General features: G+C 62.1%; 11 protein-coding genes. 8 read left to right on the plus strand and 3 right to left on the minus strand.

The window, feature by feature from the left end:
• Positions 1-246 precede the first annotated feature (246 nt).
• The 3 genes from aat (at position 247) to infA (ending at position 2,012) form a co-directional block, all read left to right on the plus strand.
• Complete coding sequence (gene aat, locus ACNQPL_RS21485) at positions 247-927, plus strand: leucyl/phenylalanyl-tRNA--protein transferase (RefSeq protein ID WP_416467856.1); 681 nt, start codon at positions 247-249, stop codon at positions 925-927.
• 56 nt (positions 928-983) lie between these two features.
• Positions 984-1,691: an arginyltransferase gene (locus ACNQPL_RS21490; RefSeq protein ID WP_416467857.1), complete on the plus strand. Its 708-nt coding sequence runs from the start codon at positions 984-986 to the stop codon at positions 1,689-1,691.
• A 102-nt stretch (positions 1,692-1,793) separates the two neighbouring features.
• Positions 1,794-2,012, plus strand: coding sequence for a translation initiation factor IF-1 (gene infA / locus ACNQPL_RS21495; protein ID WP_002553999.1), 219 nt, complete (start codon positions 1,794-1,796; stop codon positions 2,010-2,012).
• Between the two features lie 158 nt (positions 2,013-2,170).
• Here the strand turns inward: infA and clpA are convergent, their stop codons facing one another.
• Together clpA and clpS are read right to left on the minus strand one after the other, a co-directional pair.
• Positions 2,171-4,441, minus strand: coding sequence for an ATP-dependent Clp protease ATP-binding subunit ClpA (gene clpA / locus ACNQPL_RS21500; protein WP_346612123.1), 2,271 nt, complete (start codon positions 4,439-4,441; stop codon positions 2,171-2,173).
• Between the two features lie 30 nt (positions 4,442-4,471).
• A complete protein-coding gene (gene clpS / locus ACNQPL_RS21505) occupies positions 4,472-4,834 on the minus strand; it encodes an ATP-dependent Clp protease adapter ClpS (protein WP_012315251.1) in 363 nt (120 codons plus the stop codon).
• Between the two features lie 230 nt (positions 4,835-5,064).
• Between clpS and cspD the strand changes: the two genes are divergently transcribed.
• Positions 5,065-5,334, plus strand: coding sequence for a cold shock domain-containing protein CspD (cspD, locus tag ACNQPL_RS21510; protein ID WP_416467858.1), 270 nt, complete (start codon positions 5,065-5,067; stop codon positions 5,332-5,334).
• Positions 5,335-5,409: 75 nt separating this feature from the next.
• On the opposite strand, the gene icd is transcribed toward cspD, so the two are convergent.
• The gene (gene icd / locus ACNQPL_RS21515) at positions 5,410-6,666 is read right to left on the minus strand and encodes an NADP-dependent isocitrate dehydrogenase (protein ID WP_387526561.1); all 1,257 of its coding nucleotides are present in this window, start codon (positions 6,664-6,666) and stop codon (positions 5,410-5,412) included.
• A gap of 415 nt (positions 6,667-7,081) precedes the next feature.
• Between icd and ACNQPL_RS21520 the strand changes: the two genes are divergently transcribed.
• The 4 genes from ACNQPL_RS21520 to hflD all read left to right on the plus strand — a co-directional run bounded on the left by ACNQPL_RS21520 (position 7,082) and on the right by hflD (position 11,757).
• A complete protein-coding gene (locus ACNQPL_RS21520; RefSeq protein WP_416467859.1) occupies positions 7,082-9,307 on the plus strand; it encodes an NADP-dependent isocitrate dehydrogenase in 2,226 nt (741 codons plus the stop codon).
• Positions 9,308-9,509: 202 nt separating this feature from the next.
• Entirely contained in the window at positions 9,510-9,950 is a 441-nt protein-coding gene (locus tag ACNQPL_RS21525; protein ID WP_346612119.1) for an NUDIX hydrolase, read from the plus strand.
• 59 nt (positions 9,951-10,009) lie between these two features.
• On the plus strand, positions 10,010-11,134 hold the full coding sequence (mnmA, locus tag ACNQPL_RS21530; protein WP_416467860.1) for a tRNA 2-thiouridine(34) synthase MnmA: 1,125 nt from the start codon (positions 10,010-10,012) through the stop codon (positions 11,132-11,134).
• Positions 11,131-11,757, plus strand: a complete 627-nt coding sequence (gene hflD / locus ACNQPL_RS21535; RefSeq protein ID WP_346612117.1) for a high frequency lysogenization protein HflD — start codon at positions 11,131-11,133, stop codon at positions 11,755-11,757. Before mnmA ends, hflD begins: the two co-directional genes overlap by 4 nt.
• The last annotated feature ends 85 nt before the right edge of the window (positions 11,758-11,842 follow it).

Below are 11,842 nucleotides of genomic sequence, written 5' to 3' on the forward strand. Positions count from 1 at the left end.
CGTATAGGTGCAATTTGAGCATGCATTTTCTTTTGTGACAAAGGCTTATGCTGTGTTTTTGCACAGGTGTGACAGCAAATGTGCCAGATGGTGCCTACGGCCGCCGTAATGTGTAGGAATTTGCCTATTGTTTCATCTGACCAGACGCATTACGGGCAGAACGGCAAGCGGGCGGGCCAACAGCATTGACCCCACAAGCCTGCCTTGCCATGCTGCCCTCTCCCCTCCCCCACCGCACGATAGACCATGCTCACCTGGCTAACCCGCGACTCGCTGACCTTCCCACCTCTGGAAAAGGCCCTGCATGACCCCAACGGCCTGCTAGCCGCTGGCGGCGACCTGAGCCCCGAGCGCCTGGTGCAGGCTTATCGCCACGGCTGCTTCCCCTGGTACCAGGACGGCCAGCCGATTCTCTGGTGGTCGCCCGACCCGCGCACCGTGCTGCTGCCGGACGAACTGCATGTCTCGCGCTCGCTGGCAAAACTGATGCGCCAGGGCCGCTACCAGGTCAGCTTCGACACCGACTTCCCCGCCGTGATCGACGCCTGCGCGGCACCACGCGACTACGCCGACGGTACCTGGATCACAAACACCATGCGCAACGCCTACTGCGAACTGCACAAACGCGGCATCGCCCATTCTGTGGAAGTGCGCCAGGACGGCGAGTTGGTGGGCGGGCTGTACGGCCTGGCCATGGGCCAGCTGTTTTTCGGCGAATCGATGTTCAGCCGCGCCGACAACGCCTCCAAGGTCGGCTTCGTGACCCTGGTCGAGCACCTGCGCCAGGCCGGCTTCGTGCTGATCGACTGCCAGATGCCCACCAACCACCTGCACAGCCTGGGTGCCCGCGCCATCAGCCGCGCCACTTTTGCCGAGTACCTGGCCCGCCACCTCGACCAGCCCAACAGCGCCACCTGGCTCAACTAGGCGAGTTGCGAGAGCTGGCTTACACTTAAAACAAAGTCTCACCGAAGGGGTCGATCATGACAGAGTTGGCGCGGTTGAAGTTCTATGCCACTCAGCCCCACTCCTGCAGCTACCTGCCGGACGAACAGGCGACCACGCTGTTCCTCGACCCCAGCCAGCCGATGGATGTGAACGTGTACGCCGACCTGTCGGAAATGGGTTTTCGGCGCAGTGGCGACCACCTGTACCGCCCGCATTGCCAGAACTGCAATGCCTGCGTACCCGCGCGCATCCCCGCTGCGCGCTTCATCCCCAACCGCCAGCAGCGGCGTATCCTCAAGCGCAACGCCGACCTCACCGTGACCGCCGCACGCCCGGCCTTCAAGGAAGAGTACTTCGACCTGTACCGTCGCTATATCGAAACCCGCCACGCCGATGGCGACATGTACCCGCCGAGTCGCGACCAGTTTTCTACCTTCCTGGTGCGCGACCTGCCGTTCTGCTGGTTCTACGAGTTCCGCCTGGCCGGCCGCCTTCTGGCCGTCGCGGTGTGCGACCTGCTGCCCAATGGCCTGTCGGCGGTATACACCTTCTACGAGCCTGGCGAGGAAAGGCGCAGCCTGGGCCGCTTTGCCATCCTCTGGCAGATCACCGAAGCGCTGCGCCAGGACCTGGAAGCGGTGTACCTGGGCTACTGGATCAAGAACTGCAAGAAGATGAACTACAAGACCCAGTACCGCCCCATCGAACTGCTGATCAACCAGCGCTGGGTCACCCTCAACTGAAAGCATTGGCTTGACACACTATTTTCCGGCATAATCCACGCCACTTTTTTGCCCGGTGCGGTTATGCGTCGGGCCAACACTGGACACCGAGGGCTCAACTGCATGTCGAAAGAAGACAGCTTCGAAATGGAAGGTACTGTCGTCGACACCCTGCCCAACACCATGTTCCGCGTGGAGTTGGAAAACGGGCACGTCGTAACCGCGCACATCTCCGGAAAGATGCGCAAGAACTACATCCGTATTCTCACTGGCGACAAGGTACGCGTCGAGCTGACGCCGTACGACCTGAGCAAGGGCCGCATCACCTACCGTGCGCGCTAAGCTCCAGCCATGAAAAAGCCCGGCCATGTGCCGGGCTTTTTTGTGCCTCTGAAATAGCAGGGGCTGCTCTGCAGCCCAATCGCCGGCAAGCCGGCTCCCCCGGGGGGGCTGTGTGGGAGCCGGCTGGCCGGCGATTGGGCCGCAGAGCGGCCCCATTGTCAGGCCACCTCAGCCGTGGTCTCGAAGTCGAACACCAGTTCGCCATCGCGCAGGTCGATGTGTACCACACCGCCATGCTCGGCCAGCTCGCCAAACAGGATCTCCTCAGCCAACGGTCGCTTGATCTTGTCCTGGATAAGCCGCGCCATCGGCCGCGCGCCCATCTGCACATCGTAGCCAGAGGCCGCCAACCAACCGCGGGCGTCATCGCTGACTTCCAGCAGCACACGTTTGTCTTCCAGCTGCGCCTGTAGTTCGATGAGGAACTTGTCGACGATGCTTTTGATCGTTTCGTGGCTCAAGCGGCCGAACTGGATAATGGTGTCCAGACGGTTGCGGAACTCCGGCGTGAAGCTCTTGCGAATGACCTCCATGGCATCGGACGCGTGGTCCTGATGGGTGAAGCCGATCGACGCCCGGGCCGCGGTTTCAGCACCGGCGTTGGTAGTCATGATCACAATCACGTTGCGGAAGTCCGCCTTGCGCCCGTTGTTGTCGGTCAGGGTGCCGTGGTCCATCACCTGCAGCAGCAGGTTGAAGACTTCCGGGTGGGCCTTCTCGATTTCATCGAGCAGCAACACGCAGTGCGGCTGCTTGGTGATGGCCTCGGTCAACAGGCCGCCCTGGTCGAACCCGACATAGCCAGGAGGCGCACCGATCAAACGCGATACGGTGTGCCGCTCCATGTACTCGGACATGTCGAAGCGCACCAGTTCCACGCCCAGCGCCTTGGCCAGCTGCCGCGCCGCTTCGGTCTTGCCGACGCCGGTAGGGCCGGCGAACAGGAACGAACCAACCGGCTTGTCCGGCGCCTTCAGGCCTGCGCGGGACAGCTTGATCGCCGTGGCCAGCGAGTCGATCGCCTGGTCCTGACCGAACACGGTCAGCTTCAGGTCACGCTCCAGGTTACGCAGCAGCTCCTTGTCGGAACTGCTGACGTGCTTCGGCGGAATACGCGCGATCTTGGCGACGATGTCCTCGACTTGCGGCACGTCGATGCGCTTGACCCGATTCGCCTCGGGCTGCAGGCGCTGGTAGGCACCCGCCTCGTCGATCACGTCGATGGCCTTGTCCGGCATGTGGCGATCGTTGATGTAGCGCGATGCCAGTTCAGCGGCGGCGCGCAGGGCCTCGTCGCTGTACTCGATGTTGTGATGGCTTTCGAAGCGCCCTTTGAGGCCGCGCAGAATGCCGACGGTGTCTTCAACCGAAGGTTCGCTGACATCGACTTTCTGGAAGCGCCGCGCCAGTGCACGGTCCTTCTCGAAAATGCCGCGGAACTCCTGGAAGGTCGTCGAACCAATGCAACGGATCTCGCCGGACGACAGCAGCGGTTTGAGCAGGTTGGACGCATCCATCACCCCGCCCGACGCCGCACCCGCACCGATAATGGTGTGGATCTCGTCGATGAACAGAATGGCCTGAGGGCGTTTACGCAGCTCACCCAGCAACGCCTTGAAGCGTTTTTCGAAGTCGCCACGGTACTTGGTACCTGCCAGCAACGCGCCCAGGTCGAGGGAGTACACCACGCTCTGCGACAGCAGGTCGGGGACCTGGCCGTCGACGATACGTTTTGCCAGGCCTTCGGCAATGGCGGTCTTGCCCACGCCGGCCTCACCGACCAGCAGCGGGTTGTTCTTGCGGCGGCGGGCAAGAATCTGCGCAACACGCTCGACTTCCTGCTCGCGCCCGACCAGCGGGTCGATACGCCCGGCACGGGCCAGTTCGTTCAAGTTGCTGGCGTAGGCATCCAGCGGGTTGCTGGAAGAAGACGTTTCACCGCCCTCCTCGTCTTGCATCTCCTGGTCGCTTTCGGCGTGCGAGCCATGGCCCGGCACCTTGGAAATGCCGTGGGCAATGTAGTTGACCACGTCGATACGGGCCACGCTCTGCTGTTTGAGCAGGAACACGGCCTGGCTTTCCTGTTCGCTGAAAATCGCCACCAGCACGTTGGCACCGGTTACTTCACGTTTGCCGGAGCTTTGCACGTGAAACACGGCACGCTGCAGCACACGCTGGAAGCCCAGGGTTGGCTGGGTTTCGCGGTCTTCATCGTTGACTGGAATCAGGGGCGTGGTGGAATCGATGAACTCTTGCAGGTCGTGCTTGAGTTTGTCGAGATTGGCGCCACAGGCGCGCAGAACGGTCGCAGCAGCCTCATTGTCAAGGAGTGCCAGCAGCAGATGTTCGACGGTCATGAACTCATGACGTTTCGAACGGGCCTCCTTGAAGGCAAGATTGAGGGTGACTTCGAGCTCGCGGTTTAACATAGCTTCACCTCATACCCAAGTGGTCGGCGATTAACCGTCCTTCTCGATTTCACAGAGTAGCGGATGCTGGCTTTCCCTGGCGTATTGGTTGACCTGCATGGCCTTTGTTTCGGCGATGTCACGGGTAAACAATCCGCACACTGCCCGCCCTTCGGTATGGACGGTCAGCATGATCTTGGTCGCCAGCTCGCGGTTCAAACTAAAGAACGTTTCGAGCACTTCGACGACGAAATCCATCGGCGTGTAGTCATCGTTGAACAAAACCACCTTGTACATGGGTGGCGCCTGCAGGATCGGCTTGGCTTCCTGGACTGCAAGACCTGAGCCGTCGTCCTCATTCGATTGCGGGCGATCCTGATTGAATGTTAGTCGAATCTCGCTACGTGCATGCATGGAAAGATTTTCATCATGATCGTCAGGTTAAGGTTATGGGTTGACCGCACAGGCCACTGCCAGCGCGCACGCTGGGCGACCTTGACTATCGGCAAAACGGTGTTACAACCAATAAGAACCCACCGTGGTCGATAAAGATCCGCGCAGTCAACCAGATTTTTCGCAAGGTTCGTATGCGGATGAAGTGGATGATACTCCAGTGATGGAGTCCTTTGCAGAGGGACATAGGGATGGCAAGCGGTAAAGTCAAGTGGTTCAACAATGCCAAGGGCTACGGATTCATCAATGAGGAAGGTAAATCCGATGACCTGTTCGCTCATTACTCAGCCATCCGGATGGACGGATACAAGACCCTCAAAGCGGGCCAGTCCGTAGTGTTCGACATCGTCCAGGGCCCCAAAGGCCTGCACGCGGTCGAAATCAAGGATGCCGCAGAGGCAGCAGCGGCGGCGGCGGAGGTCGCCAAAAACCAGGGCGAACCACAGAGCGAAACCGCCTGAGCCTGGCCATTGCTCTGTGCCGGTATACGAATGAACCGGCCGCCTCTTCAGGGAGACGGCCGGTTTTATATTGCCTTACATGTGTTTGATCATCTCGTCGCCAAAGCCTGAACTGCCCACCAGCTTCGCACCCTCCATCAGCCGCTCGAAGTCGTAGGTCACGGTCTTGGCCGCTATCGCGCCGTTGGTGCCCTTGATGATCAGGTCGGCCGCTTCGGTCCAGCCCATGTGGCGCAGCATCATTTCAGCCGAGAGAATCACCGAGCCTGGGTTGACCTTGTCCTGGCCCGCGTATTTGGGCGCAGTGCCGTGGGTGGCCTCGAACATGGCCACGGTGTCGGACAGGTTGGCGCCCGGCGCGATGCCGATGCCGCCCACTTCCGCCGCCAGGGCATCGGACAGGTAGTCACCGTTGAGGTTGAGCGTGGCAATTACGTCGTATTCGGCCGGGCGCAGCAGGATCTGCTGCAGCATGGCGTCGGCGATCGCGTCCTTCACCACCACCTCACGGCCGGTCTTGGGGTTCTTGAACTTCATCCACGGGCCGCCATCGAGCAGCTCGGCGCCAAATTCGTCCTTGGCCACCTCATAGCCCCAGTCCTTGAAGGCGCCTTCAGTGAACTTCATGATGTTGCCCTTGTGCACCAGGGTCAGCGACTCACGGTCGTTGTCCACCACATACTGCAAGGCTTTGCGCACCAGGCGCTTGGTGCCCTCGCGGGAGACCGGCTTGACGCCGATGCCGCAGTCCTGGTCGAAACGGATCTTGGTGACGCCCATTTCTTCCTTGAGGAACTTGATCACCTTGTTCGCTTCGGGCGAGCCGGCTTTCCACTCGATGCCGGCGTAGATGTCCTCGGAGTTCTCACGGAAGATCACCATGTCCACGTCGCCAGGCTTTTTCACCGGGCTCGGCACGCCCTGGAACCACACCACCGGGCGCAGGCACACATACAGGTCGAGTTGCTGGCGCAAGGCCACGTTCAGCGAACGGATGCCGCCACCCACCGGGGTGGTCAGCGGGCCTTTGATCGACACCACGTATTCGCGCACCGCGTCGAGGGTTTCCTGCGGCAGCCAGGTGTCCTGATCATAGACTTGGGTAGCTTTCTCGCCGGCATACACCTCCATCCAGGCGATCTTGCGCTTGCCGCCATAGGCTTTCTGCACGGCCGCGTCCACGACCTTGATCATGACGGGAGAAACGTCGACGCCAATCCCGTCCCCTTCGATATAGGGAATGATGGGGTTGTCGGGCACATTGAGCGAATGGTCTGCATTGACGGTGATCTTGGTGCCGTCGGTCGGAACCTTGATTTTCTGGTATCCCATGCTTGCACTACTCCGCTTTCGGGTGTGATTGGACATCATGCGATCCCACTGAGCCTAAACCACATCCGCCGACCTGCAAGCACTGCGACAACACACCACATTGCCCCTACGTCTTTGGTCTTATAAATGGCGCCGATGTCACTTCGCCTTGCTGAATAGCCCGATTGGTTTGATATACTGCGCCGCGACCGAAGGGTCACCAGGGCGAACCCTAGGAAAATGCGGCTCGCCCTCGGCCAGCAATGGCCACGAAGCCTGGGCTGTTACCGCAGCTCAGCACTTGACGCTCGACTGATGCATCCACCATCACCGCTCGCAGCCTCTCGACTTTCCGCTCATGGCGTCGCCAGGGCGAAGCGCCTACCCTGCGCACCTCGAGACTCGAGTACGCTCAGCACATAGAGAGTTAACCCGCATGCCCACCCGTTCCAAGATCATCTATACCTTCACCGACGAAGCCCCTGCCCTCGCCACCTACTCGCTGCTGCCGATCGTCGAAGCCTTCACCGCTTGCGCCGACATCGCCGTCGAAACGCGCGATATCTCCCTGGCAGGCCGTATCCTCTCGGCATTCCCGGAGCAACTCGGCGCCGACAAGCAGGTAGCCGATCATCTGGCGGAACTGGGCCAGCTGGCCACCACCCCTGAAGCCAACATCATCAAGCTGCCGAACATCTCGGCCTCGGTCCCGCAATTGAAAGCGGCGATCAAGGAGCTGCAAGGCAAGGGCTACAACATCCCGGACTACGCCGACGAGCCGGCGACCGCTGAAGAAAAAGAATCCCGCGCGCGCTACGACCGCATCAAGGGCAGCGCCGTGAACCCGGTACTGCGCGAAGGCAACTCCGACCGCCGCGCACCGCTGTCGGTCAAGAACTACGCGCGCAAGCACCCGCACAAGATGGGCGCCTGGGCCGCCGACTCCAAGTCGCACGTTGCCCACATGACCCAAGGCGACTTCTACGGCAGCGAGAAAGCCGCACTGATCGAGGCTGACGACAGCCTGCGCATCGAGCTGGTCGGCAAAGACGGCAGCACCACCGTGCTGAAAGAAAAGACCGCCGTCAAAGCCGCTGAAATCATCGACTGCGCTACCATGAGCCGCAAGGCCCTGAAAGCCTTCATCGCCGAGCAGATCGCCGATGCCAAGGCCTCCGGCGTGCTGCTGTCGGTGCACCTGAAAGCCACCATGATGAAGGTTTCCGACCCGATCATGTTCGGCGTCATCGTCGAAGCCTTCTATGGCGAAGTGCTGGCCAAGCACGCTGCTGCCCTGACCGAAGTCGGCTTCAACGCCAACAACGGCATTGGCGACCTGTATGCCCGCATCAAGGACCTGCCAGCTGACAAGCAGGCCGAAATCGAAGCCGACATCCAGGCCCTGTACGCCGTTCGCCCGGCCCTGGCCATGGTCAACTCCGACAAAGGCATCACCAACCTGCACGTGCCGAGCGACGTCATCGTCGACGCCTCGATGCCGGCCATGATCCGTGACTCGGGCAAGATGTGGAACACCGCCGGTGAACTGCAGGACGCCAAGGCGATCATCCCGGACCGCTGCTACGCCGGCATCTACCAGGCCACCATCGAAGACTGCAAGGCCAACGGTGCATTCGACCCGACCACCATGGGCAGCGTACCGAACGTTGGCCTGATGGCGCAGAAGGCCGAAGAGTACGGCTCCCACGACAAGACCTTCCAGGTCAAGGCCGACGGCGTTGTGCGCGTGGTCGATGGCAAGGGCAAGGTCGTTCTGGAGCAGAACGTCGAAGCCGGTGACATCTTCCGCATGTGCCAGACCAAAGACGCGCCGATCCAGGACTGGGTCAAGCTGGCCGTCAACCGCGCCCGCCTGAGCAACACCCCAGCGGTGTTCTGGCTGGACCCGGCCCGTGCCCACGACGGCGTGATGATCGAGAAGGTGCAGGCGTACCTGAAGGATCACGACACCGCTGGCCTGGACATCCGTGTACTGGCCCCGGTCGACGCCATCAAGTTCTCCCTGGCCCGCATCCGCGAAGGCAAGGACACCATCTCGGTGACCGGCAACGTGCTGCGCGACTACCTGACCGACCTGTTCCCGATCATGGAGCTGGGCACCAGCGCCAAGATGCTGTCGATCGTGCCGCTGATGAACGGCGGTGGCCTGTTCGAAACCGGCGCCGGCGGTTCGGCACCGAAGCACGTACAGCAATTGGTTGAAGAGAACTTCCTGCGTTGGGACTCGCTGGGTGAATTCCTGGCCCTGGCCGCTTCCCTGGAGCACCTGGGCAACACCTACGACAACCCGCGCGCCAAGGTCCTGGCCAACACCCTGGACCAGGCTACCGGCAAGTTCCTCGACACCAACAAGTCGCCTTCGCGCAAAGTCGGTGGTATCGACAACCGCGGCAGCCACTTCTACCTGACCCTGTACTGGGCCCAGGCGCTGGCTGCCCAGAGCGACGACGCTGCGCTGCAGGCACGTTTCGCCCCGCTGGCCAAAACCCTGACCGAGAACGAGGAGACCATCGTCGCCGAGCTCAACGCCGTTCAGGGCAAGCCAGTCGACATCGGTGGCTACTACGCGCCGAATGCCGAGCTGACCGCCAAGGTGATGCGCCCAAGCCAGACCCTGAACAGCGCCATTGCTGCCCTGTAAGGCTCGCTTGAAGTAACAGCACAAACCCCGGCCACGCACCGGGGTTTGTGCTTTCTGGGAATTGGGGCTGCTGCGCAGCCCTTCGCGGGCAAGCCCGCTCCTACAGGAGAGGTGCTGTCATTGAGCCCTGCACTTTACCTGTAGGCGCTGGCTTGCCCGCGATGGGCCGCACAGCGGCCCCAGCGATAAAAGGACAGACCACATGACCTGGCAACCCCACATCACCGTCGCTACCATCGTCGAACAGGACGGCAAGTTCCTCTTCGTCGAAGAATTCAAAGCCGGCCAGCACGTATTCAATCAACCCGCCGGCCACCTCGAAGCCTTCGAGACCCTGCCCCAGGCCGCCCTGCGCGAAACCCTGGAAGAAACCGCCTGGGAAGTCGAGCTGACCGGCGTGGTCGGCATCTACCTGTACACCGCCCCCAGCAATGGCGTGACCTACCAGCGCATCTGCTTCGCCGCACGCCCGCTGCGCCATCACCCGGACCTGGCACTGGACAGCGACATCGTGCGCGCCGTGTGGCTTACCCGCGAAGAATTGCTCGCCGACCCCAGCCGCTGGCGCAGCGAGCTGGTGCCACGCTGCCTCGACGACTACCTCGCAGGGCCGCTGCACAGCCTCGACCTGCTGCGCGACTGACGCGCCGCCTCGGTTTTGATAGAATCGGCGTTTTTCCCCCTTGATACACATCGGTAGCCATGACCAGCCCAGCACTTAAAGACCCCGCCAAGACCCGCGTCATCGTCGGCATGTCCGGCGGCGTGGACTCTTCCGTCTCCGCCCTTCTGCTCATCGAGCAGGGCTACCAGGTGGAAGGTCTGTTCATGAAGAACTGGGAAGAGGACGACGGCACCGAATACTGCACCGCTCGTGGAGACCTGGCCGACGCCCAGGCCGTGTGCGACCGTATCGGCATCACGCTGCACACCGCCAACTTCGCCGCCGAATACTGGGACAACGTGTTCGAGCACTTCCTCGAGGAGTACAAGGCCGGTCGCACGCCCAACCCGGACATCCTCTGCAACCGCGAAATCAAGTTCAAGGCGTTCCTCGACTACGCCCTGTCGCTGGGTGCCGACCTGATCGCCACCGGCCATTACGTGCGCCGCCGCGACACCGGCGCGCTCACCGAGCTGCTCAAGGGCCTGGACCCGAACAAGGACCAGAGCTACTTCCTGCACGCCGTTGGCGGCAAAGAGATCGCCCGCACGCTGTTCCCGGTGGGCGAGCTGGAAAAGCCCGAAGTGCGCGCCATCGCCGAAAAACACGGCCTGGCCACCGCCAAGAAGAAGGATTCCACCGGTATCTGTTTCATCGGCGAGCGCCGTTTCAGCGACTTCCTCAAGCAGTACCTGCCGGCCCAGCCGGGTGAAATCCAGACCACCGACGGCGAAGTCATCGGCCGCCACCACGGCCTGATGTACCACACCATCGGCCAGCGCCAGGGCTTGGGCATCGGCGGCCTGAAAGACGCCGGCGACGAGCCGTGGTACGTGCTGCACAAAGACCTGACCCGCAACGTGCTGGTGGTCGGCCAGGGCAACGAACACCCGTGGCTGTTCTCCCGCGCCCTGCTCGCCTCGGAAATCTTCTGGGTCAACCCGGTCGACCTCAGCAGCCCGCGCAAGCTCACCGCCAAGGTGCGCTACCGCCAGAGCGACCAGCACTGCACCCTGGAACTGACCGAAAGCGGTTACCGCGCGGTGTTCGACGAACCGCAGCGCGCCGTCACCCCGGGCCAGTCGGTGGTGTTCTATGATGGCGAGGTGTGCCTGGGCGGCGGCGTGATCGAGACGGCCGAGCCGTGGAGCCCGCGCGCATGAGCAACCTGCAGGAGCAATTGATTGCCCTGGGCGGCGTGTTCCAGGCCGCCGTGCTGGTCGACCGCATCGCCCGCACCGGCCAGGCCAGCGAGGCCAATATCGGCTGCATGCTCGGCAGCTTGCTGGTGCGTGACCCCAAGGACACCCTCGAGGTGTTTGGCGGTGATGACAGCAACCTGCGCGACGGTTACCGCGCGCTGGTCGGCGCACTCGAGCGCGACCCCAACAGCCTGCAGCGCGAGCCGCTGCGTTATGCGCTGTCGATGCTCGGCCTGGAACGCCAGCTGAACAAGCGCGGCGACCTGCTCGACACCATCGGCAACCGCCTGCCGCAGATCCAGTCCCAGGCCGACCATTTCGGCCTGGTTCACGAAAACGTCATCGCTTCCAGTGGCGCCTTGTACCAGGACACCCTCAGCACCCTGCGCCAGCGCATCCAGGTGCATGGCGACATGCGTTTCCTGCAGCAGCCCAACAACGCCTCGAAAATCCGCGCGCTGCTGCTTGCCGGCATCCGCGCCGCGCGCCTGTGGCGCCAGCTGGGCGGGCACCGCTGGCAACTGGTGTTCAGCCGGCGCAAGCTGCTCAACGAACTGTACGACATGATGCGCAAGCCTTCCTGAAGGCGGCGCCGCCCCCACATAGGCACTGCGACATGTTTTGATAGGCCCGACCTTTGGTCAGCCACCCGACCCCGGCGCATTTTTC

This window comes from Pseudomonas sp. LFS044 (genome assembly GCF_047978245.1).
Taxonomy (GTDB): Bacteria; Pseudomonadota; Gammaproteobacteria; order Pseudomonadales; family Pseudomonadaceae; genus Aquipseudomonas.

Bases quoted from the DNA above. Each gene is read 5' to 3' on its own strand.
- aat (WP_416467856.1), top strand. From the start codon at position 247: ATGCTCACCTGGCTAACCCGCGACTCGCTGACCTTCCCACCTCTGGAA.
- ACNQPL_RS21490 (WP_416467857.1), top strand. From the start codon at position 984: ATGACAGAGTTGGCGCGGTTGAAGTTCTATGCCACTCAGCCCCACTCC.
- infA (WP_002553999.1), top strand. From the start codon at position 1,794: ATGTCGAAAGAAGACAGCTTCGAAATGGAAGGTACTGTCGTCGACACC.
- clpA (WP_346612123.1), bottom strand. From the start codon at position 4,441: ATGTTAAACCGCGAGCTCGAAGTCACCCTCAATCTTGCCTTCAAGGAG.
- clpS (WP_012315251.1), bottom strand. From the start codon at position 4,834: ATGCATGCACGTAGCGAGATTCGACTAACATTCAATCAGGATCGCCCG.
- cspD (WP_416467858.1), top strand. From the start codon at position 5,065: ATGGCAAGCGGTAAAGTCAAGTGGTTCAACAATGCCAAGGGCTACGGA.
- icd (WP_387526561.1), bottom strand. From the start codon at position 6,666: ATGGGATACCAGAAAATCAAGGTTCCGACCGACGGCACCAAGATCACC.
- ACNQPL_RS21520 (WP_416467859.1), top strand. From the start codon at position 7,082: ATGCCCACCCGTTCCAAGATCATCTATACCTTCACCGACGAAGCCCCT.
- ACNQPL_RS21525 (WP_346612119.1), top strand. From the start codon at position 9,510: ATGACCTGGCAACCCCACATCACCGTCGCTACCATCGTCGAACAGGAC.
- mnmA (WP_416467860.1), top strand. From the start codon at position 10,010: ATGACCAGCCCAGCACTTAAAGACCCCGCCAAGACCCGCGTCATCGTC.
- hflD (WP_346612117.1), top strand. From the start codon at position 11,131: ATGAGCAACCTGCAGGAGCAATTGATTGCCCTGGGCGGCGTGTTCCAG.